Origin of the sequence: Enterobacter cloacae complex sp. 342H5 (assembly GCF_050030905.1) — a bacterium.
GTDB lineage: Bacteria > Pseudomonadota > Gammaproteobacteria > Enterobacterales > Enterobacteriaceae > Enterobacter > Enterobacter intestinihominis.
Genome location: NZ_JBLGVB010000001.1, coordinates 509499 through 532662, shown reverse-complemented (window position 1 = coordinate 532662; position 23164 = coordinate 509499). Strand labels below are relative to the sequence as shown.

Sequence of the window (23164 nt, the reverse complement as noted above, 5' to 3'; positions counted from 1 at the left end):
GCCTCCGGTTAATGGGATGCGGCTGTCGCGGCGTCGGGAACGGCCTCGCCCTGCGACGCGCGGTGCTTGATCAGCTGCTGGCTGATGGCCTCCACGCGGGCGTCGGTGAGCTTGTAGAACGAAAGCATGATGAACATGCCCGCGTAGAGCACCACCGGCACCACGCAGAACAGAATTTTGATGGTGGTCAGCACCTCGACCGGCTGCACGCTGCTGCTGGCGGAGTAGTTCACGTACGCCAGGATCCAGCCCACCACCGCCCCGCCAATCGCCAGGCCAATCTTCAGGCTGAACAGGTAGGTGGAGAACACCAGCCCGTCGAGGCGGCGACCGCTACGGCTCTCCTCGTAATCCACCACGTCAGAGGCCATCAGCCACTGCAGCGGCGTGGTGGTGTTAAAGACGAACAGGAACAGAATGTTGAGGGCAAAAATCAGCGCGATGTGCTCCGCCGGGGTGACGAAAATCAGCAGGCTAATCAGCGAGTAAGCGACGATGATCCACTTGAAGGCGGTAACGCGGTCGAAGCGGCCCAGCAGGCGGGAGGAGCAGAGCGAGCCGAACATGGTGGCGAGGCTGCCGTAGAGTAAAAACTGGGTCGCCATCTCCGGGTGATCCATCACGTATTTCACGAAGTAGAGCGTCGCCCCGCCGCGCACCACGTTGGAGCAGGTCGCCATCATCTTGAAGGCACACATGATGCGCCACTGGCTGTTGCCCAGCAGCAGCTTAAGGTCTTTCGCCACCGACGAACCCGGCTGCACCTCAAAGGTGTAGCGCTCTTTGGTGGTAAAGAAGCAGACGTAGAGCAGCACCACGCCGCTCAGGCCCAGCACGCACATGGCGCCGAAATAACCCACCTGCTCGTTGCCTTTGCCAATGATGCTGACCAGCGGCAGCGCGATGCCGCTGATGGCGAGCGACCCCGCCGCTGCCAGGAAGAAGCGCCAGGACTGCAGGGCGTGACGCTCTTTCGGGTCGGCGGTAATGACGCCCGGCATGGCGCAGTACGGGACGTTAACGAAGGTATAGACCAGAGTCAGCAGAATATAGGTCACGCAGGCGTAGATGATTTTGCCCTGCGCGGAGAAGTCCGGCGTGTAGAAGGTCAGCATGCAGACGATGCCGAACGGGATGGCGCCCCACAGCAGGAACGGGCGAAACTGGCCATGCCGCGTGCGGGTGCGGTCTACCAGCAGCCCCATCAGCGGGTCGGTCACGGCGTCGAGCACGCGGGAGACTAAAAACAGCGTCCCCATAATGCCCGCGGAGAGGCCAAACACGTCGGTGTAGAAATAGGCCAGCAGGAACATCGTGGCCTGCCAGACGAAGCCGCAGGCGGTGTCACCCAGCCCGTAGCCAATTTTGTCTTTCATGGTTAATTGCGTCATCAGAATTACACCCTTATGTAGTGTGCTGAATTACAACATCGTGTTAATGGAGTGTAATGAGCTGTTCAATTAACCAGCAATGCTCATATCTTATTTCTGAATTACGTTATTTCGCTTTTGTGACGTCAACGATATATCGCAACTTATTGTTTAAATTAGTAAATTGCAGACACGCAAAAACCGCCCGCGGACTATTTTCCGCAGACGATTTTCTCTCACAAAATAATTAAATACCGAGCGCTTTTTTACCGGCGTTAATTACCTCAATGATTTTATCGGTGTCATAAATACAGCCTTTCCAGGTGCCGCCGCTCACGGACTGTAATGCCGCCCACAGCCGGGTATCGTCCGGCAAAAAGTCGTGAGCGTGCAGGTCCGGATGCACCTGCCGCCGTGCCAGCTCGCGCGCGCCCTCTTCCGGCGTCAGCGGGTTGTCCGCAGTACCGATAAAGTTTACGCTGCCTGTTAATGTCAGGCGGTCCACCGCAATCTCAATGATGTCGTTATCGCGCAGCTTGCCTATCGGCCCGCCCGCCAGCGCCTCCGGCGACACGTGGCCGAAGCAGGCGCCCGTCGACACGCCCGAGAAGCGCGCATCGGTGATTAACGACACCGTTTTGCCCCACGAGATGTGCTTCAGCGCGGAGGTGAGCTGGTAGGTCTCCTCCATGCCGGTGCCGGACGGTCCACCGCCGATCACCACCATGATATCGCCCTGCTCAATCTCTTCCCGCTTGATGGCCCTGATCGCCTGCGCCTCCGAGACAAACACCCGCACCCGGCCGGTGTGGCGGTAAACGCCATCTTCACCGACGACCGACGGGTCGATCGCCGTGGCCTTGATCACCGATCCTTCCGGCGCAATGTTGCCCGTCGGGAAGCAGACCGTCGAGGTCAGCCCTTTCGCTTTTGCTTTTTCCGGCGGCAGGATCACGTCATCCGGCTCCACGCCGTCCTGCTCGCGCAGGCACTGGCGGAAGCGCTTACGGCGCTCCGAGCTCTGCCACCAGTCGAGGTTCTCGCCCACCGTCTGGCCGGTGACGGTCATGGCATCCAGGTGCAGCAGGCCGAGATCGCGCAGGTGGAGCATGACTTCCGGCACGCCGCCCGCGAGGAACGCACGCACGGTCGGGTGATAGTCCGGGCCGTTGGGCAGCACGCTCACCAGGCGCGGCACCCTGCGGTTGACGCGCGTCCAGTGTTCAACGTCCGGGATCGTGCAGCCCGCCGCGTGGGCGATGGCCGGAATGTGCAGCAGTAAATTGGTGGAGCCGCCGAACGCCGCGTGGATCACCATCGCGTTTTCAATAGCTTTATCGGTAAGGATATCGCGCGTGGTGATGCCGCGGTTATCCAGCTCGTTCACCGCCCGCGCCGACTGGCGGGCGATCTCCAGCCACACCACCTGTCCGGACGGCGCCAGCGCGGAGTGCGGCAACGCCAGACCCAGCGCTTCCGCGACCACCTGCGAGGTGCCCGCCGTACCGAGGAACTGACACCCGCCGCCCGGCGACGCGCAGGCGCGACAGCCCAGCTCGGCGGCCTCCTGCAAGGAGAGTTCATGGTTGGCAAAGCGCGCGCCGATGGTCTGCACCTTGCCCGCATCTTCCCCCATGGTCGGCGGCAGCGTCGCCCCGCCTGGCACCAGAATGGTCGGCAGATCGTGCATCGCGGCCAGCGCAATCATGGTAGCGGGCAGCCCTTTATCGCAGGTTGCCACGCCGATCACCGCCCGGCGCGTCGGCAGGGAGCGGATCAGGCGGCGAAAGACGATCGCCGCGTCGTTGCGGTACGGCAGGGAATCAAACATGCCGTGCGTGCCCTGCGAGCGCCCGTCGCACGGATCGCTGACGAAGGCCGCAAACGGGATCCCGCCGTTGCGCGTGATCTCCTTCGCCGCCGCCTGCATCTGCATGCCGATTTCCCAGTGCCCGGTGTGGTAGCCCAGCGCAACCGGGCGTCCGTCTCCGGCGCGGATGCCGCCCTGAGTACCGATAATCAGCACCTCTTTGCCGGTCAGCTTGTTAGCGTCCCAGCCCATCCCGGCGTTCTGCGTCATGCCGAACAGGTTGCCGCTGGGGGATTCCATCAGCATTTGCGGGGTCAGCGGCAGCGCGCCCTGCGGCCCCGCTGCGTGGGTAATGACGGCATAAAACGCGTCGTCCTGTGGGGTGAAAATTTTCTCAATGGTCATCGTTATCGTCCGGCTCAGCAGAGCTTGAGCTGTTGTAGCAGGGTTTTCAGCTGCGCCTTACGCGGCTCGTCCAGCGGCGAGGCTGGTGGCAGGACGTGCGTAGAAATTGGACGACCGCAGAGCACGATCGCCTCTTTAATGACGTTCACAAACGGCGTATCCAGCTGATACATCTGCGGGATTTGCAGCAGGGTCTGATGATACTCAGCCGCTTTCGCCACGTCTTTATCCCGCCAGGCTTTCAGAAGATTTACCGACACCTGCGGAGCAAAGTTACCGCTGGCCGAGATCGCCCCGTCGCCGCCGAGCAGCAGGGTATTGAACAGATGATCGTCGTAGCCGCAGAGCACGGTAAAGTGTGGATGGGCCGCTTTAACGGTGTGGATCATGCTGCGCAGGTGGGCGACGGAGTCGATGGTGTCTTTGATGCCGACGATGTTACTGCGCGAGTCGGCGAGGGTTTTCACCAGCGCCGGGGTCAGATCCTGCCCGGTCAGCGCCGGGAAGTTATAGAGCATCACCGGCAGCGTGACGCTGTCGGCCACCTGTTCGAAATAGCGGATCAGGTTCGCTTCCGACACTTTCCAGTAGTAAGGGTTGATCACCACGATGCCGTCCGCGCCCGCCAGCTGCGCGTGCTGGCTCAGCTCAATGGTTTCCCGGGCGTTGGTGCCGCCGGGGCCGATCAGGACCGGCACACGACGATCGACATGATCGATAGCAAAGCGGGCAATGGTTTTACGCTCTTCGGCGCTGAGCTGGGAGAACTCGCCGCCGCTGCCCAGGAAGAACAGGCCGTCGACGCCCGCAGCGATCAGATCGTCGATCAGCGCGGCGGTGCCCGGCTTATCAAGCTGGCCATCGGCGGTAAAAATGGTGGAGACAGGGGGAATGATACCCGTGAACAACGCGGACTGCGGCATGTGATCTCCTTGCTGAATCATTTTGTTCTACATTATAGAACAGTGTTCATTAATTTAACGATCATACTATGACGGAGAAAAAGCACAGGTAAATGGGAGATGAGGAGGGAGTGCGGGAAGTTTAAGCTGGATCACATATTGTCCGCTAACCCCTCACCCCGGCCCTCTCCCCAAAGGGGCGAGGGTGGTAAAGTCCCCTCTCCCCTTTGGGGAGAGGGTTAGGGTGAGGGGTAAGGAATTACTCCACCAGCATCTTAACAACCACTTTCCTGACCTTAGCAGGCGCCCCCACCGCGCACAGCGGCTTATGCACTTCGCCCGGGTAAAACACCACGAAATCTCCTTCGCTCAGCACCACGGTTTTCTCCTGCTCGCCTTCCGGCAGGAACGCGATGTCTTTGTCAGCCAGCCAGTCGGTGTCCGGCGTGCCGTGCGGCAGGGTGCTGAAGGTCATCCCTTCCTGCCCCTTCAGCACAATCTGAATATCCAGGTAGCGTGCATGGTATTCAGCGCGACGCTCAGCGAACGGCTGGGTCATGTCCTCCGATACCAGATAAAACAGGCTGTTGCCGCTGATGTCGTGCTTGCCGGTCGGCGTCGCGTCGGTGACGTGGGTCTTAACGTGCTCAATGGCCTGGCGCAGCTCTTCTGGTAGCCAGGACTGGAGATGATGAATATTGCCAATAATCATGATACAACCCTCAAATCAAAACATTGTTTCATTTTTATCTTTTATACGAGAATCGCCTCTCCCATACCAGCCCTTTTTAGACAAGATTTGCGCCAGCGCATGTTTATCGGAAAATGTGTTAATTCACTGTTAATTACATAAAGGCATTTATGCAGTCGTTATGCATAACCTCATTTCCTAAGCTTTACGCAACTTATCTAACTCGCTGAATTTAAAACGTAACTCACAAAACCTGTTGTTGCATCACACTTTATCACTTCGGTTATTTCCTTTAAAATCCCATAATTATTTATCGATTTCTCTTAAGTGAAAAATAGTTAACTGTCATTATTGCATAGCTATTCTCGAGGCAAAATTTTATTCATTAAAATCAACAGCATAACTAAATATTTCAAAGCATGTAATTCTACAAAACAATAACAACCTCAAATATTGCCACCCGTTCCTGCTTAGCTATTCATCCCGTAATAATATGAAATTAATCATTATCTGATACGAATCATGCAATTGAAAATAAACTGCTCAATATCGGTTTTCGCGTGAGCAGCGTCACAATAACCATTATTTAAGCGCCTACTATGAATCACGAAATCAATTGAGCTTAGCCGCCATGAAATTAAACACATCACATGGCGCATGCCCTTTTTATTCTGAAAAACAGTTAAAGGAATAATTATGGAAAAGCATTACGTCGGTTCTGAAATTGGTCAATTGCGTAGCGTTATGCTGCACCGTCCTAATTTAAGTCTTAAACGTTTAACGCCATCGAATTGTCAGGAGTTGTTATTTGATGACGTGCTCTCGGTTGAGCGGGCGGGAGAGGAGCATGATATCTTCGCAAACACGCTGCGCGAGCAGGGTGTGGAAGTCCTTCTATTGACCGACCTTCTTACGCAAACGCTTGATATTGCCGAAGCAAAAGCCTGGCTTCTTGAAACACAAATCTCCGACTACCGCCTCGGCCCAGCCTTTGCCGGCGACGTCCGCGGCTGGCTGGCGGATATGCCGCACCGGGAACTGGCGCGCCGATTAAGCGGCGGATTAACCTACGGTGAAATTCCGGCGGCTATTAAAAATATGGTGGTCGATACCCACACGGCAAATGATTTTATTATGAAGCCGCTGCCGAACCACTTATTTACCCGCGATACCTCCTGCTGGATTTATAACGGCGTATCCATTAATCCGATGGCGAAACCCGCCCGTCAGCGCGAAACCAATAATCTGCGCGCAATATATCGCTGGCACCCCGCATTTGCCGATGGCGAGTTTATTAAGTATTTCGGCGACGAGAATATTAATTACGACCACGCCACCCTGGAAGGCGGCGACGTATTAGTGATTGGCCGCGGGGCGGTATTGATCGGCATGTCTGAGCGCACGACGCCGCAGGGCGTGGAGTTCCTCGCCAACAGCTTGTTTAAACATCGTCAGGCCGAGCGCGTGATCGCCGTTGAGCTGCCGAAACATCGCTCCTGCATGCACCTCGACACCGTGATGACCCACATCGACGTGGACACTTTCTCCGTTTACCCGGAAGTGGTGCGCAAGGACGCCCAGTGCTGGACGCTCACCCCGGACGGACGCGGCGGCCTGCTGCGTACCCAGGAAACCGACCTGCTGCACGCCATCGAAAAAGCCCTCGGCATTAACCAGGTGCGCCTGATCACCACCGGCGGCGATGCCTTTGAAGCCGAACGCGAGCAGTGGAACGACGCCAACAACGTCCTGACCATCCGTCCGGGCGTGGTGATCGGCTACGAGCGCAACGTCTGGACCAACGAGAAGTACGACAAGGCGGGCATCACCGTGCTGCCGATCCCGGGCGACGAGCTGGGACGCGGTCGCGGCGGCGCGCGCTGCATGAGCTGCCCACTGGAACGCGACGGAATTTAAAGGAGCCATCATGGAACGAAAACCCACTCTGGTTGTGGCCCTGGGCGGCAACGCGCTGCTCAAGCGCGGCGAGCCGCTGGAAGCGGACATCCAGCGTCAGAACATCGAGCAGGCCGCCCGCACCATCGCAGGCTTAACGGAGCAATGGCGCGTGGTGCTGGTGCACGGCAACGGCCCGCAGGTCGGGCTGCTGGCGCTGCAAAACAGCGCCTACGACAAAGTCACTCCCTACCCGCTGGACGTTCTTGGTGCAGAAAGCCAGGGAATGATCGGCTACATGCTCCAGCAGGCGCTGAAAAACAATCTGCCCCAGCGCGAGGTGAGCGTCCTGCTCACGCAGGTGGAAGTGGACGCCGCCGACCCGGCGTTCAGCAACCCGACCAAGTACATCGGCCCGGTCTACAGCGAAGCCCAGGCGAAAGCGCTGGCCGCGGAAAAAGGCTGGGTGTTCAAGGTCGACGGGGCCTATTTCCGCCGCGTGGTGCCCTCTCCGCAGCCGAAGCGCATCGTGGAGAGCGACGCCATTACGGCGCTTATTCAGCGCGACCACCTGGTCATCTGCAACGGCGGCGGCGGCGTGCCGGTGGTGGAAAACGCCAACGGTTATCGCGGCATTGAGGCGGTGATCGACAAAGACCTCTCCGCCGCTCTGCTGGCGCGGCAGATCGAGGCCGATGCCCTGCTGATCCTCACCGATGCCGACGCAGTGTACCTCGACTGGGGCAAGCCGACCCAGCGCCCGCTGGCGCAGGTCACGCCGGAACTGCTCAGAGGCATGCAGTTCGACGCCGGATCGATGGGGCCAAAAGTGGCCGCCTGCCGCGAGTTTGTTGAAGCCTGCAACGGCATTGCCGGGATCGGCGCGCTGGCCGACGGCGCGGAGATCCTGGCGGGCGAGAAAGGCACGTTGATTCGTAACTGAGCACCCATTTCCCCTCACCCTAACCCTCTCCCCAAAGGGGAGAGGGGACGATGACACCCTCTCCCCTTTGGGGAGAGGGCTGGGGTGAGGGGTAAGGTCTTAGACATTAATTTTAAAAAGGATTTACCCATGACCATCAACCTGAAAAACCGCAACTTCCTGAAACTGCTGGACTACACCCCGGCGGAGATCCAGTACCTGATCGACCTCGCCATCGAGCTGAAGGCGGCCAAAAAAGCCGGTCGCGAAAAACAAACCCTGGTCGGGAAAAACATCGCCCTGATCTTTGAAAAAACCTCCACCCGCACCCGCTGCGCCTTTGAAGTGGGCGCGTTCGACCAGGGCGCGCAGGTCACCTACCTCGGCCCAAGCGGCTCGCAGATTGGCCACAAAGAGTCGATGAAGGACACCGCGCGCGTGCTGGGCCGCATGTATGACGGCATCGAGTACCGCGGCTACGGCCAGGCCATCGTTGAGGAGCTGGGCGAATACGCGGGGGTGCCGGTGTGGAACGGCCTGACCGACGAGTTCCACCCGACGCAAATCCTTGCCGACCTGATGACTATGCTGGAGCACTCTCCGGGCAAAACCCTGCCGGAGCTGAGCTTTGCTTACCTCGGCGACGCGCGCAACAACATGGGTAATTCGCTGATGGTCGGCGCGGCCAAAATGGGGATGGATATCCGCCTTGTGGCGCCGAAATCCTTCTGGCCGGAGGCCGGGCTGGTTGAGCAGTGCCGCGCCATCGCCAAAGAGACCGGCGCGCGCATCACCCTCACCGACGATGTGGGAGAAGGCGTGCAGGGCACCGATTTCCTCTACACCGACGTCTGGGTTTCCATGGGCGAGCCGAAGGAGGCGTGGGCCGAGCGCGTTAGCCTGATGAAGCCGTATCAGATTAATGCGGACGTGATGAAGGCCACCGGTAACCCGAACGTCAAGTTCATGCACTGCCTGCCGGCGTTCCACAACGAACATACCAAAGTGGGCCGCGAAATCGAGATGGCGTACGGCCTGAAGGGGCTGGAGGTGACGGAAGAGGTCTTTGAATCCCCGAACTCCATCGTCTTCGACGAAGCAGAGAACCGCATGCACACCATTAAAGCGGTCATGGTGGCGACACTCGGCGACTAATCACCGCCCGGCGCGCCGCGGGGTGCGCCGGGTTCAGGAGAACATCATGGGCAAGTTCAAATTTCCCTCCGCTTATACCATTCTCTTTTTTCTGATTGCCGTGGTTGCCGTGCTGACGTGGATTGTTCCGGCCGGGCAGTACCATATGGCGATGAACGAGGCGCTCGGCAAAGAAGTGCCGGTTGCTGGCACTTACGCGCACGTGGCAGCGCACCCGCAGGGGCTCGTCTCCGTGCTGATGGCGCCGATTGCCGGGCTGTACGATCCGGAGTCCGGCCAGGCCGGGGCGATCGACGTGGCGCTGTTTATTCTGATCATCGGGGGATTCCTCGGGATCGTCACTAAAACCGGGGCGATAGACGCCGGGATCGAACGCGTCACCACCCGGCTGCGCGGCCGCGAAGAGTGGATGATCCCGATCCTGATGGCGCTGTTTGCCGCCGGCGGCACGATTTACGGCATGGCCGAAGAGTCGCTACCCTTCTATACCTTACTGGTGCCGGTGATGCTGGCAGCGCGGTTCGATCCGGTGGTAGCGGCTTCTACCGTGCTGCTCGGCGCGGGGATCGGCACGCTCGGATCCACCATCAACCCGTTCGCCACGGTGATCGCCGCCAACGCCGCCGGGATCCCCTTCACCAACGGCATCATGCTACGCATCGCGCTGCTGGTGATCGGCTGGATCATCTGCGTGGTGTGGGTAATGCGCTACGCCCGCAAGGTGCGCAAGGATCCGTCGCTGTCGATCGTGGCGGATAAGCAGGAAGAAAATCTCGCCCACTTTCTCGGTAACAAGGGCGAGCAGTCGCTGGAATTTACCCCGGTGCGCAAACTCATCCTGGTGATCTTCGCCCTCGCCTTCGCGGTGATGATCTACGGCGTGGCGGTGCTGGGCTGGTGGATGGCGGAGATTTCGGCGGTGTTCCTCGCCAGTGCCATTATCGTCGGGCTGATCGCCCGCATGAGCGAAGAGGAGCTGACCTCAACCTTTATCAACGGCGCGCGAGATTTGCTGGGCGTCGCGCTGATAATCGGCATCGCGCGCGGTATCGTAGTGATCATGGATAAGGGCATGATTACCCACACCATTTTGCACAGCGCCGAGGGAATGGTCACCGGATTGTCGACGGTGGCGTTCATCAACGTGATGTACTGGCTGGAAGTGGTGCTGTCGTTTCTTGTGCCTTCTTCGTCCGGCCTGGCCGTTCTGACGATGCCGATCATGGCGCCCCTTGCCGATTTCGCTAACGTCAACCGCGACCTGGTGGTTACGGCTTACCAGTCGGCGTCCGGCATCGTCAACCTGATCACTCCCACCTCTGCCGTCGTGATGGGCGGGCTGGCTATCGCCCGCGTGCCCTACGTGCGTTATCTGAAATGGGTCGCGCCGCTGCTGGGGATTTTAACGGTGGTGATTATGGTGGCGTTAAGCCTGGGCGCTTTGTTGTGATTTGCCGGATGGCGCTGCGCTTATCCGGCCTACGGATCGGTGCGGTGCCACCGGTTATTTCGGGAACTGATATGGGAACTATGATGGATTACGAAGAGTACTCTCCCAAAGAGCAACTACAGCTAACGGTCTGCCAGCGTCTGATCGCGGAAAAGAGCTATCTCTCCCAGGAAGAGATCCGCCGCGACTTACAGGAGCATGGTTTTGAGACCATCAGCCAGTCCACCGTTTCACGTCTGCTCAAGTTGCTTGGTGTCATAAAAATTCGCAATGCCAAAGGGCTAAAGATTTATTCGCTGAATCCCCAGCTGCGCCCGGCCCCCGACGCGGCGCGTACGGTCTCTGAAATGGTGGTGAGCGTGGAGCACAACAGCGAATTTATCCTTATCCATACCGTCGCCGGATATGGCCGCGCGGTGGCGCGTATTCTGGATTATCACCAGTTACCGGAAATTTTAGGTGTAGTGGCCGGGAGCAGTATTGTCTGGGTCGCGCCCCGCGTAGTGAAGCGCACCGCGCTGGTGCATAAGCAAATTAATTATTTACTCAGAACGCATTAATATTCACAAAGAACCGTTTGCATTGAGTAAAGCGTGCATTAAATCGCTTGATCCCAAAAGCGAGCTGCGTATAATGCCCGACAATTTGCCGGGAGGAAGCATGGTCAAGCGTGTACGACATAACGTCTTACCGCGTCTGAAATCAGACGCTGGCCTGCCGTTTTTCTTCCCGTTGCTAAACCTATTCCCAGAGCCCCTCATTTGAGGGGCTTTTTTTTGCCCGGCGTCAGGAGATAAACATGAATCCGCTTTATCAAAAACACATCATTTCCATAAACGACCTCAGCCGCGAAGAGCTGGAACTGGTTCTGGAAACCGCGGCAAAACTGAAGGCCAATCCGCAACCGGAGCTGTTGAAGCACAAGGTGATTGCGAGCTGCTTCTTCGAAGCCTCGACCCGCACCCGCCTCTCCTTCGAAACCTCCATGCACCGTCTGGGCGCGAGCGTGGTGGGCTTCTCGGACAGCAGCAACACGTCGCTGGGCAAAAAAGGCGAAACCCTGGCGGATACCATTTCGGTTATCAGTACCTACGTTGACGCGATTGTGATGCGCCACCCGCAGGAGGGCGCGGCGCGTCTGGCGACCGAGTTTTCCGGCGGCATTCCGGTACTGAACGCCGGTGACGGCGCCAACCAGCATCCGACGCAGACCCTGCTGGATCTGTTCACCATTCAGGAGACGCAGGGCACGCTTGAGAACCTGAACATCGCCATGGTCGGCGACCTGAAATATGGCCGCACCGTCCACTCCCTGACCCAGGCGCTGGCGAAATTTAACGGCAACCGCTTCTTCTTTATCGCGCCGGACGCGCTGGCGATGCCGCAGTACATTCTCGACATGCTGGACGAGAAAGGCATCGCGTGGAGCCTGCACGCCAGTATCGAAGAGGTGATGGGCAACGTGGATATTCTCTACATGACCCGCGTGCAGAAAGAGCGTCTGGATCCGTCCGAGTACGCCAACGTGAAGGCGCAGTTCGTGCTGCGCGCCAGCGACCTTGAAGGCGCGCGTGACAATATGAAGGTGCTGCACCCGCTGCCGCGCATCGATGAGATCACCACAGACGTGGACAAAACGCCGCACGCCTGGTACTTCCAGCAGGCCGGAAACGGCATCTTCGCTCGCCAGGCGTTACTGGCACTGGTTCTGAATCGCGAATTAGCTCTGTAAGGGGAGACGACCATGACACACGATAACAAACTCCAGGTTGAAGCCATCAAGCGTGGCACCGTGATTGACCACATCCCTGCGCAGGTGGGCTTTAAACTGCTGACGCTGTTCAAACTGACCGAAACGGACCAGCGCATCACCATCGGCCTGAACCTGCCGTCGGGCGAAATGGGCCGTAAAGACCTGATCAAAATCGAGAACACCTTCCTGACCGACGAGCAGGTTAACCAGCTGTCGCTGTACGCGCCGGACGCCACGGTTAACCGCATCGACGATTACGACGTGGTGGGCAAATCCCGCCCAAGCCTGCCGGATCGCATCGAAAGCGTGCTGGTCTGCCCGAACAGCAACTGCATCAGTCATGCTGAGCCGGTTTCCTCCAGTTTCGCAGTGAAAAAACGCGCCAATGACATCGCACTCAAATGCAAATACTGCGAAAAAGAGTTTTCTCATTATGTGGTGCTGGCCAACTAATTGAGGTTGGTAATGAAATCCCGGCTGTTATAATGGCCGGGAACATTCTTAACGCTGTAATTCTGGAGAAAAAATGAGCAAAGTACTCGCGACGGAAAATGCACCAGCGGCTATCGGCCCATACGTTCAGGGCGTTGATCTGGGCAGCATGATCATCACTTCTGGTCAGATCCCGGTGAACCCAAAAACCGGTGAAGTGCCAGCCGACGTAGCGGCGCAGGCGCGTCAGTCGCTGGAAAACGTGCAGGCGATCGTGGAATCTGCCGGTCTGAAAGTGGGCGATATCGTCAAAACAACCGTGTTCGTGAAAGATCTGAATGATTTCGCGACCGTTAACGCCACTTACGAAGCGTTCTTCACCGAGCACAACGCGACCTTCCCGGCTCGCTCTTGCGTGGAAGTGGCGCGTCTGCCAAAAGACGTGAAAATTGAAATTGAAGCGATTGCCGTACGTCGCTAATTCAATTCAATTAAGAAAGGGCAGCTTAGCTGTCCTTTTTATTTCGACTATTTTTACTCTCCATATAAAATGACAAATCGCACCGTCCATTATTAAGCTTCTCCACCCGGTAATATTCTCTAATAATGGATGAGTAATGAAACTTTCAAAAATTGCACTTGCCCTCGCGACAGTGACCGTTGCATCGTCGGCATTTGCTCACGGCTATATTGAATCACCAGCCAGCCGCGCCTATATGTGTAAGCTTGGCCAAAATATTGATTGCGGCGCTGTACAGTATGAACCGCAGAGCGTGGAAAAAACTTCCGGTTTCCCGACCGGCGCTATGCCGCCGGACGGCCAGCTCGCCAGTGCAGGTATTTCCCAGTATTCTCAGCTGGATAAGCAAAGCCTGAATGCCTGGACCAAAAACCCAATAACGGCAGGCCCGCATGAGTTCGTCTGGCATCATACTGCACCGCATAAAACCACTAACTGGCGCTATTACATCACCAAACAAAACTGGGATCCAAATAAGCCGCTGACTCGCGATCAATTTGAATTAACTCCATTCTGTACGATCAACGGAAATAGTCAGGCACCAGCCGTAACAAAATCTATGACTTGCAATGTTCCTGCGCGTACGGGGTACCAGGTTATTTACGGCGTGTGGGAAATTGCGGACACCTCAAATAGCTTTTATCAGGCCATTGACGTTGATTTCGGGAATGGTGGCAACGTAACCCCGGACGAAACGCCTGCGATCGTTTCCGAATGGAGCAAAACCCTGAGCGGCCAGATTGCCGGTAATAACCTGAACGTGGGCGATAAGGTTATCGCACGCTTCTTCGACGCCAACGGTGAAGTGACCGCCATGCGTACCGAAATGACCATCGGCTCTGCTGAACAAGCCGACGCTAACCAGTGGTCTTACGATCTGGCGCAGAAGATCAACACCGCTCAGAGCGATGTCCGAGTCGGTGTTAAAGATGAAGCCGGTGACATCAGCCCGGTTCACGGCGCCAACATCGTATTCGTGAAAGAGGGCAGCACGCTGAAATCCGTTGCCATCTCCTATGAAGAGCAAAAAGCGCAGGTGAGCGAGACCATCGCCGTTTCCGATCTGCAATACAGCAAAATCGAACATGGCAACGCGACCGTCACCTTCCACGTCAACACGCAGGGTGACGTTAATTTTGAAGCGCACGTGATGAACCACCACGGTGCGGAAAAAGGTTACCTGAAGCAGGACATGAACAACGTCAATCAGGACGTGACCATGACGCTGACTGACGTGACGGCGGGACACCATATGCTGAAATACTACGCGACCAATAAAGACGGCACGATGTTCGCCCAGGACGTGCTGAACCTGATGCTGGAAAGCGATGCGGCTGCGGACAGCACCGGCCACCACGACTTTACCTTCCCGGAGAATATCGCCTCGTACAAAGCGGGCACCGTGGTACTACAGCCAAAAGACGGTAAGACCTACGAATGTAAGCCTTTCCCGTACAGCGGCTTCTGCGTGCAGTACAGCCCAACCGCAAACCAGTATGAGCCAGGCGTTGGCGCACACTGGAAAGAGGCGTGGGTTATGAAGAACTGAGTGGCCTTTACGCCCGGCGGCACTTCGTTTGCCGGGCCTACACACCACGTAGGCCCGGTAAGCGCAGCGCCACCGGGCATTTGTGTTACTGATTCCGCGTGGCGCGTAGCAGCGTCTCCAGCGGATAGACCGCCGCAATCACCACCTCATCCTGCACCTTCGCCGCGCTGTCCAGTTCGCTCTGGATCGACGCGATCTCTTTATCATCCAGCGTTCCCTGGCGCGCCACCAGATCCGTCAGCCGCAGGCCAATCGAGGCCAGCTTGTCCACCTCCTGAATTACCGGTTTGATGGCCTTCAACTGATAGCTGTTTTCGCTCAAGGCCAGCACGTCGCTGGTGTTGTTCTGCCAGCGGTTAAAGACGTGGCGCAGCGCGTCGGCGCTCTCGGTGTCTTCCGCGTCGCTCACCAGACGATCAGCCCATTTATTCATCTGACGCACGGTCGCACTTTCCGCGTTTAGCGCGTCAGCGAGCCGGTTGAGCGGCTCAAACTGATGATAGTTTCCGGCCTGGAACTTAAGATGCTGGCGGGTGTAATACTGCGCCGGTTCAAGCGCCTGGGCGAGGATTTGCAGCGGCAAGGTATCCGCATTGTTAGCGAGGCGCGTGAACTGTATCTGCTGCTGGGTATGCTGCTGTAGCCCAACCGATACCGTGGACCAGCTGTCCATCGCCTGGAGCCGGGTATACATGTTGTCGATGTCGTTGACGTCCTTCGCCGACCAAAGCCGCTCCGCCACCGCAAAGGCGCGCGGCCACAGACGGATATCCAGCACTGGCGCGACTACGTTTTCCGCCCACAGCGCGGCTTCACCGCCGAGCAGATTGGCCTCGTTCGCCGGGTCCGGCACCACCGGCGGAACGCCTTTCGGCACCTCGTCCAGACGCGTGCCGCTAATCAGGTAGCGGGCGTTACCCACCAGGAAATAGCCGCTGAGCTTATCGTTCTCAACAGAAACGACCGGACGCGTTTCACCCATCCAGGTATCAACGGTAAACGTTACCTGATTGTCGTCCCGCCACTGAATGTTATCCACCGCCCGACGCGATTTCCCGGCAAAATCAATGAATCCGCGCCAGCCAGCATCGCCTTTCACCAGCGTAAAGCTGCCTTCCACCGGCTTGCCTTTCAGACGCGGCATCGAGAAAGCCCAGCTCTGGACGCTGTCGGTGTCTGCTATCACATCCACGCCGTTCAACCCCTGCGGCACAATTTCATTGCGGTAGTGGTAGGCGGTGGATTGCGGCTGATCAAGGTAGAAACCGGTAGAGAGAATGCCCTTATAGCCGTTCTGCGCCACCTGCCCCAGCGCGTCCTGTCCCTGCCAGGACTGGATCAGAATGCTTTTCGGCAGATCGGGATGGTAGATCTCATCCCAGCCAACCATCTGCCGGTGGTGCTTCTCAAGGATCGTCTCCAGCTTGCGGTTGAAATACGCCTGCAACGCATGGCTGTCCGCCAGTTTGTTGTCGCGCATGAATCTCTGGATCGCAGCGTTCGCTTTCCACTGGCTGTCGTCAACCTCATCGCCGCCAATATGCAGATACGGATCCGGGAAGATCGCCGCCAGTTCGCTGACCATCGCGTCGGCAAAGGTATAGGTCGCCTCTTTGGTGGGATCCAGCACTGGCTTAAGCACGCCCCAGTGGCGCTCCATGGCGTACGGCCCCGGCGCGCTCATCAGCTCCGGGTAGGCGACGGCAATCGCCGAGGCGTGGCCAGGCATATCAATTTCCGGCACCACGCGTATGCCGCGCTCGGCAGCGTAACGCACAATCTCGCGCATCTGCTCCGGGGTGTAGAACAGCCCATCGCTGGCAAGCTGGGTTAATTTTGGATAACGCTTCGAGGTAAAGCGCCAACCCTGATCGTCCGTCAAATGCCAGTGCAGGACGTTGAGCTTAGCCGCGGCCATGCCGTCGATCTGGCGTTTGATATCGGGTAACGGGATGAAATGGCGCGCTGAATCGAGCAGCAGCCCGCGCCACGGGAAGCGCGGCGAATCTTCAATGGTAACCCACGGAATCGAGATGTTTTCGGCGCCGTTCTGCATCAGCTGGAGCAAGGTTTCCATGGCGCGCAGCGCGCCGAAGCGGGTGTTGGCGGAGATATTTACGCCGTTGGCGTCCACCGTGAGTTTATAGCTCTCATCGCTGTCCGGCAGCGGCTGCGGCTTCACTTTTTTAGCGATGGAAATACGGATGGTTGGCTTGTCAGGTTTTTCGGCCTGCGGCTGTAGCGTCCAGCCAGTTTGCAGGGCGATGCGCTGGCGCAGGCGGTTGACCGCATCCCCCAGATCATCGCCGCTGACGCTCACGGTGAGTTGATTGTTAAGCACCAGCGCACCCTGCGTGGTCGGGCGTTCAACCTTCGCAGGCCAGGGCATTAAGGGAAGGTCGCCTGCCGGGGCGGCAAAGGCGGAGGCGCCGAGCATAAGCCCGGCGGTTAAGAGACTGTACCGTAACATGAATGTTCCTTATCTGACGGGCCAAATAAAGGCAAAACATTCTGTTAACATGCGCTCAAATTGTCGTCAAGCGAATGCGCTGACGGAGATCACAGGTTGTTGAATTTGGGAGGAAAGCCAGCTGCCGGGTGGCGGCTTCGCCTTACCCGGCCTACGTTCGGATCGTAGGCCCGGTAAGCGCAGCGCCACCGGGCTTGCCGTTACTGCCATCCATACCGACGGCTATAGAACCCTTTGACCATCTGCGTCAGCACCATGTAACCCGCGAGGATCGCCACCAGCCACGGGAAGTAGCTCAGCGGCAGCGCCTGAAGTTGCAGGTAACTTGCAAGCGGCGAGAACGGCAGCGCGATCCCGAGCGCCATCACAATGCCCGTCATCACGATCAGCGGCCATGCGGCACGGCTCTGGATAAACGGAATGCGGCGGGTGCGGATCATATGCACAATCAGGGTCTGGGACAGCAGCCCCACCACGAACCAGCCGGACTGGAACAGCGTCTGGTGTTCCGGGGTGTTGGCGTGGAACACAAACCACATCAGGCAGAAGGTCAGAATGTCAAAGATGGAGCTGATTGGCCCAAAGAACAGCATAAAGCGCCCCAGATCGGCGGGGTTCCAGCGCTGCGGCTTCTGGATCTGCTCGTCGTCCACGTTATCAAACGGGATGGCGACCTGAGAGACATCGTACATCAGGTTCTGGATCAGCAGGTGCAGCGGCAGCATCGGCAGGAACGGCAGGAAGGCGCTCGCCACCAGCACGCTGAAGACGTTACCGAAGTTGGAGCTGGCGGTCATTTTGATGTATTTGAGCATATTGGCGAAGGTGCGACGCCCTTCGATGACGCCCTCCTCCAGCACCATCAGGCTCTTTTCCAGCAGAATGATATCTGCCGCCTCGCGGGCGATATCCACCGCGCCGTCCACGGAGATACCGATATCCGCCGCACGCAGGGCTGGCGCATCGTTGATGCCGTCGCCCATAAAGCCCACCACGTGCCCTTCACGACGCAGCAGAGTGACGATGCGTTCTTTGTGCATCGGCGTCAGGCGGGCAAACAGCGTGGTGCGCAGGGCAAGCTCGGCCAGCTCATCGTCGGACAGGTGCTCAATGTCGCTCCCCACCACGACGTCGCCCGCGGCCAGACCCACTTCGTGGCACACTTTGGCCGCCACCAGCTCGCTGTCGCCGGTCAGGATTTTGACGGTGATCCCGCTCGCTTTCAGTGCTTTCAGCGCCGGCGCGGTGGTCTCTTTCGGCGGATCGAGGAATGCGATGTAACCCTCGAGGATCAAATCGGATTCATCGATACGCTGGTAGTCCCCTTCCCGTGCGGGCAGGAACTTGCTTGCTACCGCCACCACGCGCAGCCCCTGACGGTTCAGGTTATCGGTGACGCGTTTGATGCGGCGCAGCATGGTCTCATCCAGCGGCACGATCTCGCCGTTATGACGCACCTGCGTGGAAACATTCAGGATCTCCTGCAATGCCCCTTTGCAGATCAGCTGATGTACGTCCGGCTGCTCGCTGACCACCACCGACATGCGGCGCCGTTCAAAGTCGAACGGAATTTCGTCCACCTTCTGCCAGCGGCCGGAGAGCATGCGGGCAGACTCTTCATCCACACCTTCCAGCACCGCCACGTCGAGCAGGTTTTTCAGCCCTGTCTGGTAGTGACTGTTCAGCCACGCGCTGTACAGCACCCGTTCGCTGGTCTTTCCGGCGATATCGGTGTGGTTCTCCAGCACGATTTTGTCCTGGGTCAGGGTGCCGGTTTTATCGGTGCAAAGAATGTCCATCGCGCCAAAGTTCTGGATGGCGTCGAGGTGTTTGACGATCACCTTTTGTTTAGAGAGTTTGACCGCCCCGCGCGCCAGCGTGGAGGTGACAATCATCGGCAGCATTTCCGGCGTTAAGCCGACAGCCACGGAGAGGGCGAACAGCGCCGCTTCCCACCAGTCACCTTTGGTGTAGCCGTTGATCAGCAGGACAATCGGCGTCATGACCATCATAAAGCGGATCAGCAGCATGCTGACGCGGCCAATGCCTTTCTGGAATGCGTTCGGCTCGCTCTCCTGCTCGCTGACGCGTCCGGCAAGCTGCCCAAACCAGGTGTTGCCGCCGGTAGCGGTGACAATGGCCTGCGCCGTGCCGCTGACCACCGTGGTGCCCATAAAGCACAGGGTGTCGCATTCCAGCGGGTTCATCTGCTGCGGATCGCGGGTCCTCGCCACCTTCTCTACGGGCAGGGATTCACCGGTGAGTGACGCCTGCGCGACGAACAGATCCCGCGCCTGGATGATGCGTAAATCCGCCGGGATCATGTCCCCCGCCGCCAGCTTCACCAGATCGCCCGGCACCAGCTGGTCAATGGGCAGTTCAATCCAGGCGTTTTCGCCGAGGTCGTTAATCACGCGCGACACGGTGGCAGTATTGCTGACCATCGCTTTCAGCGCATCCGCCGCTTTGGTGGAGCGCGCTTCCTGAATAAAGTTAAGCAGCGTGGAGATCCCCACCATCAGGGCAATTACGCCTGCGGCAAACAGATCTTCAGTGGCGTAAGAGATAATCCCGAGCACCGTCAGCAGCAGGTTGAACGGATTGCGGTAGCAGAGCCACAGGTGGACCCACCATGGAGAGGGTTTTTGCGCCGGGATCTGGTTATCGCCATGTTCCTCGCGGATTTTTGACACTTCTTGCGCATTCAGCCCTTCCGGGTGGCCGCCAAAGGCGCGCCAGACTTCGTTTTCATCCATCGCCGCCACGTTCAGGCAGCGCTCGGTCAGGGAAGCGGGGATTTCCGCGCCCGCCAGGGTGTTGGCATTTGGCAGCGGATCGCGCGCAATCAGGCGATGTGGCAGGTGGCGGCTCAGCTGCGCGAACAGCTGCCGGGTGATATTTTTCAGCATAGTCATTCCCCCGCATCCGCAAAGGCGGACGCAGTTTTCCCGCAGGCATGGCAGAGCCGTACCTGTCAGGCACTTAATTTATCAAGCAGGAACGTATGAACGTTGCTGCCTCACGCCGGTGAGACAGCAAAAGGCTGGCTTACCGGAAAGAAGGTTTTCTCCTGGTCAGGAGAGGTGTGGGATCGGGATCCATGTGGCCTCCGGTAAGTTAAAAATGGGATGTCGTCGCGCAGTATAAGGATTTAACCATACCTTTTGTGACTATTCGGGCGGTATGATACCCCCTCGTAAATAAACCGCACGTAAACCAGACTTTGCCCATAGCGAATTCGCAGGATAGCATTAGGCTCAACTGATTATTTTATCGTTGTTACAGGGAATACAGCATGCAGAACCGCCTTACGATTAAAGACATCGCGCGTTTAAGCGGCGTGGGGAAATCGACCGTCTCACGCGTGCTTAACAACGAAAGCGGTGTCAGCGAGCGCACACGCGAGCGCGTCGAGGCGGTGATGAATCAGCACGGTTTTTCCCCTTCCCGCTCCGCGCGCGCCATGCGCGGGCAGAGCGATAAAGTGGTCGCCATTATTGTCTCGCGTCTGGATTCCCTCTCCGAAAACCTCGCCGTACAGACGATGCTGCCCGCGTTCTACGAGCAGGGCTACGATCCGATCATGATGGAGAGTAAGTTTTCCGCGCAAATGGTGGAGGAGCATCTCGGTATGCTTCAGCGCCGCAACATTGATGGCGTAGTGCTGTTCGGGTTTACCGGCCTTAAAGAGGACATGCTTAAACCCTGGCAGCCGTCTCTGGTGCTGCTGGCGCGCGACGCCAGCGGGTTTGCCTCTGTCTGTTACGATGACGAAGGGGCAATCGTGATCCTGATGCAGCGCCTGTATGAGCAGGGCCATCGGCATATCAGCTATCTCGGCGTGCCGCATGCCGACATCACCACCGGCAAGCGTCGCCATGAAGCGTACCTGGCGTTTTGTAAAAAAAACAATCTCCCCGCCGTGGCCGCGCTGCCTGGACTGGGTATGAAACAGGGATATGAGCAGGTCGCCAGCGTGCTGACTGCACAAACCACCGCCCTGGTGTGCGCCACGGATACCCTTGCATTGGGTGCGAGCAAATATTTGCAGGAACAACGCATCGGGGAGCTGCAGTTAGCGAGCGTGGGAAGCACGCCGCTGATGAAGTTCTTACACCCGGAGATTATCAGCGTTGACCCGGGTTATGCCGAGTCTGGCCGGCAGGCTGCCGCGCAGCTGATCGAGCAAATTACCGGGCGTACCGAGCCCCGTCAGATCGTTATTCCAGCCCGCCTCTCATAATTTTTTTGAATGGATTATTGTGATCTTCGCCCGATTTCGGGAACGTTCCCATTTTCGCCGTCACGTTGAAGGAGTAGGCTTGCGCACAGGTCATAACCCCTTTCACCATCTGTCATGAGGTTTCATGATGAGTAAAGTCAAACAAGCCGATATCGATCAGCTGATCGTCCTGGTCGGCGGACGCGAGAACATCGCCACCGTCAGCCATTGCATTACCCGCCTGCGCTTCGTGCTGAACGATCCGGCCAAAGCCAATCCAAAAGCCATTGAAGAGTTGAAAATGGTTAAAGGCTGCTTCACCAACGCCGGGCAGTTCCAGGTGGTGATTGGTACCGAAGTGGGCGATTACTATCAGGCTCTGCTGGCGACTACCGGGCACTCTTCCGCCGATAAAGAGCAGGCGAAGAAGGCCGCGCGCCAGAATATGAAATGGCATGAGCAGCTGATTTCCCATTTTGCGGAGATCTTCTTCCCGCTGCTGCCTGCGCTGATCAGCGGGGGCTTAATTCTGGGCTTCCGTAACGTCATCGGCGATGTGCCAATGAGCGACGGCAAAACCCTGGCGCAGATGTACCCGGCGCTGCAAAGCATCTATGACTTCCTGTGGCTGATTGGCGAAGCCATCTTCTTCTATCTGCCGGTCGGGATCTGCTGGTCAGCGGTGCGCAAGATGGGCGGAACGCCCATTCTCGGAATCGTACTCGGCGTGACGCTGGTCTCTCCGCAGTTAATGAACGCTTACTTACTTGGTCAGCAAACGCCAGAGGTGTGGAACTTCGGCCTGTTTACCATCGCCAAAGTGGGCTACCAGGCGCAGGTTATCCCGGCATTGCTGGCGGGTCTGGCGCTGGGCTTTATTGAGACGCGTCTGAAGCGCATCGTGCCGGACTATCTCTATCTGGTGGTGGTCCCGGTCTGCTCGCTGATCCTGGCGGTGTTCCTGGCGCATGCCTTTATCGGTCCGTTTGGCCGCATGATTGGCGACGGCGTGGCCTTCGCGGTCCGTCACCTGATGACCGGCAGCTTCGCACCGATTGGCGCCGCACTGTTCGGCTTCCTGTACGCTCCGCTGGTGATCACCGGCGTGCACCAGACCACGCTGGCGATCGATATGCAGATGATCCAGAGCCTCGGCGGCACGCCGGTCTGGCCGATTATCGCCCTGTCTAACATTGCGCAGGCCTCGGCGGTAACCGGCATCATCATCGTCAGCCGTAAGCACAACGAGCGTGAGATCTCCGTTCCGGCGGCCATCTCCGCTTACCTCGGCGTCACTGAACCGGCGATGTACGGTATCAACCTGAAATATCGCTTCCCGATGCTCTGCGCGATGATCGGCTCCGGTCTGGCGGGCTTGCTGTGCGGCCTGAACGGCGTAATGGCAAACGGGATTGGCGTCGGCGGCCTGCCGGGTATCCTCTCCATTCAGCCTTCATTCTGGCAGGTATTTGCGCTGGCGATGGCGGTGGCGATTATCATCCCAATGGCGCTGACTACCGTGGTTTACCAGCGTAAGTTCCGTCAGGGCACGTTGCAGATTGTTTAATTCCCTTTTTCGGGGCGCAGTTGCGCCCCTTCGCATTTGCAGGAACGTAC

The 23164-nt window shown here is 58.0% G+C and carries 18 protein-coding genes and 1 pseudogene; 12 read left to right on the top strand and 7 right to left on the bottom strand.

Annotated elements, in window-relative coordinates:
• Positions 1-8: 8 nt before the first annotated feature.
• The 4 genes from ACQG03_RS02570 to ACQG03_RS02555 form a co-directional block, all read right to left on the bottom strand.
• Positions 9-1391 carry an MFS transporter gene (locus tag ACQG03_RS02570; RefSeq protein ID WP_023299198.1) on the bottom strand — a complete coding sequence of 461 codons (1383 nt, stop codon included), beginning with the start codon at positions 1389-1391 and terminating at the stop codon, positions 9-11.
• A gap of 226 nt (positions 1392-1617) precedes the next feature.
• Positions 1618-3585 (bottom strand): xylonate dehydratase YagF, encoded by a 1968-nt coding sequence (gene yagF / locus ACQG03_RS02565; protein ID WP_063163202.1) that lies wholly within the window; start codon positions 3583-3585, stop codon positions 1618-1620.
• Between the two features lie 14 nt (positions 3586-3599).
• The gene (gene yagE, locus ACQG03_RS02560) at positions 3600-4508 is read right to left on the bottom strand and encodes a 2-keto-3-deoxygluconate aldolase (protein WP_063163203.1); all 909 of its coding nucleotides are present in this window, start codon (positions 4506-4508) and stop codon (positions 3600-3602) included.
• A 238-nt stretch (positions 4509-4746) separates the two neighbouring features.
• Positions 4747-5199, bottom strand: coding sequence for a YhcH/YjgK/YiaL family protein (locus ACQG03_RS02555; protein WP_063163204.1), 453 nt, complete (start codon positions 5197-5199; stop codon positions 4747-4749).
• A gap of 675 nt (positions 5200-5874) precedes the next feature.
• Between ACQG03_RS02555 and arcA the strand changes: the two genes are divergently transcribed.
• The 5 genes from arcA (at position 5875) to ACQG03_RS02530 (ending at position 11161) form a co-directional block, all read left to right on the top strand.
• Complete coding sequence (gene arcA, locus ACQG03_RS02550) at positions 5875-7095, top strand: arginine deiminase (RefSeq protein ID WP_045620964.1); 1221 nt, start codon at positions 5875-5877, stop codon at positions 7093-7095.
• 10 nt (positions 7096-7105) lie between these two features.
• Positions 7106-8017: a carbamate kinase gene (arcC, locus tag ACQG03_RS02545; RefSeq protein ID WP_022646884.1), complete on the top strand. Its 912-nt coding sequence runs from the start codon at positions 7106-7108 to the stop codon at positions 8015-8017.
• A gap of 129 nt (positions 8018-8146) precedes the next feature.
• Complete coding sequence (gene argF / locus ACQG03_RS02540; protein ID WP_038415176.1) at positions 8147-9151, top strand: ornithine carbamoyltransferase; 1005 nt, start codon at positions 8147-8149, stop codon at positions 9149-9151.
• 46 nt (positions 9152-9197) lie between these two features.
• The gene (locus tag ACQG03_RS02535; RefSeq protein WP_063163205.1) at positions 9198-10601 is read left to right on the top strand and encodes a YfcC family protein; all 1404 of its coding nucleotides are present in this window, start codon (positions 9198-9200) and stop codon (positions 10599-10601) included.
• 80 nt (positions 10602-10681) lie between these two features.
• Positions 10682-11161, top strand: a complete 480-nt coding sequence (locus ACQG03_RS02530; RefSeq protein WP_042322591.1) for an arginine repressor — start codon at positions 10682-10684, stop codon at positions 11159-11161.
• Between the two features lie 3 nt (positions 11162-11164).
• Here the strand turns inward: ACQG03_RS02530 and ACQG03_RS02525 are convergent.
• Positions 11165-11282: pseudogene (locus tag ACQG03_RS02525) on the bottom strand (hypothetical protein).
• Here ACQG03_RS02525 and ACQG03_RS02520 point away from each other — a divergent pair.
• The 5 genes from ACQG03_RS02520 to gbpA all read left to right on the top strand — a co-directional run bounded on the left by ACQG03_RS02520 (position 11262) and on the right by gbpA (position 14855).
• On the top strand, positions 11262-11366 hold the full coding sequence (locus ACQG03_RS02520; RefSeq protein ID WP_022646880.1) for a pyrBI operon leader peptide: 105 nt from the start codon (positions 11262-11264) through the stop codon (positions 11364-11366). The pseudogene ACQG03_RS02525 and the gene ACQG03_RS02520 overlap by 21 nt on opposite strands.
• Before the next feature lie 34 nt (positions 11367-11400).
• On the top strand, positions 11401-12333 hold the full coding sequence (gene pyrB / locus ACQG03_RS02515) for an aspartate carbamoyltransferase (protein ID WP_003863368.1): 933 nt from the start codon (positions 11401-11403) through the stop codon (positions 12331-12333).
• A gap of 12 nt (positions 12334-12345) precedes the next feature.
• Positions 12346-12807: an aspartate carbamoyltransferase regulatory subunit gene (pyrI, locus tag ACQG03_RS02510; protein WP_003863370.1), complete on the top strand. Its 462-nt coding sequence runs from the start codon at positions 12346-12348 to the stop codon at positions 12805-12807.
• 73 nt (positions 12808-12880) lie between these two features.
• The gene (gene ridA / locus ACQG03_RS02505) at positions 12881-13267 is read left to right on the top strand and encodes a 2-iminobutanoate/2-iminopropanoate deaminase (protein ID WP_003863373.1); all 387 of its coding nucleotides are present in this window, start codon (positions 12881-12883) and stop codon (positions 13265-13267) included.
• A gap of 136 nt (positions 13268-13403) precedes the next feature.
• Positions 13404-14855, top strand: a complete 1452-nt coding sequence (gene gbpA, locus ACQG03_RS02500) for an N-acetylglucosamine-binding protein GbpA (RefSeq protein WP_063163206.1) — start codon at positions 13404-13406, stop codon at positions 14853-14855.
• An 85-nt stretch (positions 14856-14940) separates the two neighbouring features.
• Here gbpA and ACQG03_RS02495 read toward each other — a convergent pair whose 3' ends face one another.
• Positions 14941-17325: a beta-N-acetylhexosaminidase gene (locus tag ACQG03_RS02495; RefSeq protein ID WP_063163207.1), complete on the bottom strand. Its 2385-nt coding sequence runs from the start codon at positions 17323-17325 to the stop codon at positions 14941-14943.
• A 200-nt stretch (positions 17326-17525) separates the two neighbouring features.
• A complete protein-coding gene (mgtA, locus tag ACQG03_RS02490; protein WP_063163208.1) occupies positions 17526-20234 on the bottom strand; it encodes a magnesium-translocating P-type ATPase in 2709 nt (902 codons plus the stop codon).
• A gap of 386 nt (positions 20235-20620) precedes the next feature.
• Here mgtA and treR point away from each other — a divergent pair, with 386 nt between their 5' ends.
• Positions 20621-21568 carry a trehalose operon repressor TreR gene (gene treR / locus ACQG03_RS02485; protein WP_022646876.1) on the top strand — a complete coding sequence of 316 codons (948 nt, stop codon included), beginning with the start codon at positions 20621-20623 and terminating at the stop codon, positions 21566-21568.
• Between the two features lie 127 nt (positions 21569-21695).
• On the top strand, positions 21696-23114 hold the full coding sequence (gene treB, locus ACQG03_RS02480; protein ID WP_022646875.1) for a PTS trehalose transporter subunit IIBC: 1419 nt from the start codon (positions 21696-21698) through the stop codon (positions 23112-23114).
• Positions 23115-23164 lie beyond the last annotated feature (50 nt).

What these genes read in the sequence shown, in the direction of transcription:
- ACQG03_RS02570 (WP_023299198.1), bottom strand. Translation starts at nt 1,391, where the DNA reads ATGACGCAATTAACCATGAAAGACAAAATTGGCTACGGGCTGGGTGAC.
- argF (WP_038415176.1), top strand. Translation starts at nt 8,147, where the DNA reads ATGACCATCAACCTGAAAAACCGCAACTTCCTGAAACTGCTGGACTAC.
- ACQG03_RS02530 (WP_042322591.1), top strand. Translation starts at nt 10,682, where the DNA reads ATGATGGATTACGAAGAGTACTCTCCCAAAGAGCAACTACAGCTAACG.
- ridA (WP_003863373.1), top strand. Translation starts at nt 12,881, where the DNA reads ATGAGCAAAGTACTCGCGACGGAAAATGCACCAGCGGCTATCGGCCCA.
- pyrB (WP_003863368.1), top strand. Translation starts at nt 11,401, where the DNA reads ATGAATCCGCTTTATCAAAAACACATCATTTCCATAAACGACCTCAGC.
- yagE (WP_063163203.1), bottom strand. Translation starts at nt 4,508, where the DNA reads ATGCCGCAGTCCGCGTTGTTCACGGGTATCATTCCCCCTGTCTCCACC.
- arcA (WP_045620964.1), top strand. Translation starts at nt 5,875, where the DNA reads ATGGAAAAGCATTACGTCGGTTCTGAAATTGGTCAATTGCGTAGCGTT.
- ACQG03_RS02495 (WP_063163207.1), bottom strand. Translation starts at nt 17,325, where the DNA reads ATGTTACGGTACAGTCTCTTAACCGCCGGGCTTATGCTCGGCGCCTCC.
- ACQG03_RS02535 (WP_063163205.1), top strand. Translation starts at nt 9,198, where the DNA reads ATGGGCAAGTTCAAATTTCCCTCCGCTTATACCATTCTCTTTTTTCTG.
- arcC (WP_022646884.1), top strand. Translation starts at nt 7,106, where the DNA reads ATGGAACGAAAACCCACTCTGGTTGTGGCCCTGGGCGGCAACGCGCTG.
- mgtA (WP_063163208.1), bottom strand. Translation starts at nt 20,234, where the DNA reads ATGCTGAAAAATATCACCCGGCAGCTGTTCGCGCAGCTGAGCCGCCAC.
- gbpA (WP_063163206.1), top strand. Translation starts at nt 13,404, where the DNA reads ATGAAACTTTCAAAAATTGCACTTGCCCTCGCGACAGTGACCGTTGCA.
- ACQG03_RS02555 (WP_063163204.1), bottom strand. Translation starts at nt 5,199, where the DNA reads ATGATTATTGGCAATATTCATCATCTCCAGTCCTGGCTACCAGAAGAG.
- pyrI (WP_003863370.1), top strand. Translation starts at nt 12,346, where the DNA reads ATGACACACGATAACAAACTCCAGGTTGAAGCCATCAAGCGTGGCACC.
- treR (WP_022646876.1), top strand. Translation starts at nt 20,621, where the DNA reads ATGCAGAACCGCCTTACGATTAAAGACATCGCGCGTTTAAGCGGCGTG.
- ACQG03_RS02520 (WP_022646880.1), top strand. Translation starts at nt 11,262, where the DNA reads ATGGTCAAGCGTGTACGACATAACGTCTTACCGCGTCTGAAATCAGAC.
- treB (WP_022646875.1), top strand. Translation starts at nt 21,696, where the DNA reads ATGAGTAAAGTCAAACAAGCCGATATCGATCAGCTGATCGTCCTGGTC.
- yagF (WP_063163202.1), bottom strand. Translation starts at nt 3,585, where the DNA reads ATGACCATTGAGAAAATTTTCACCCCACAGGACGACGCGTTTTATGCC.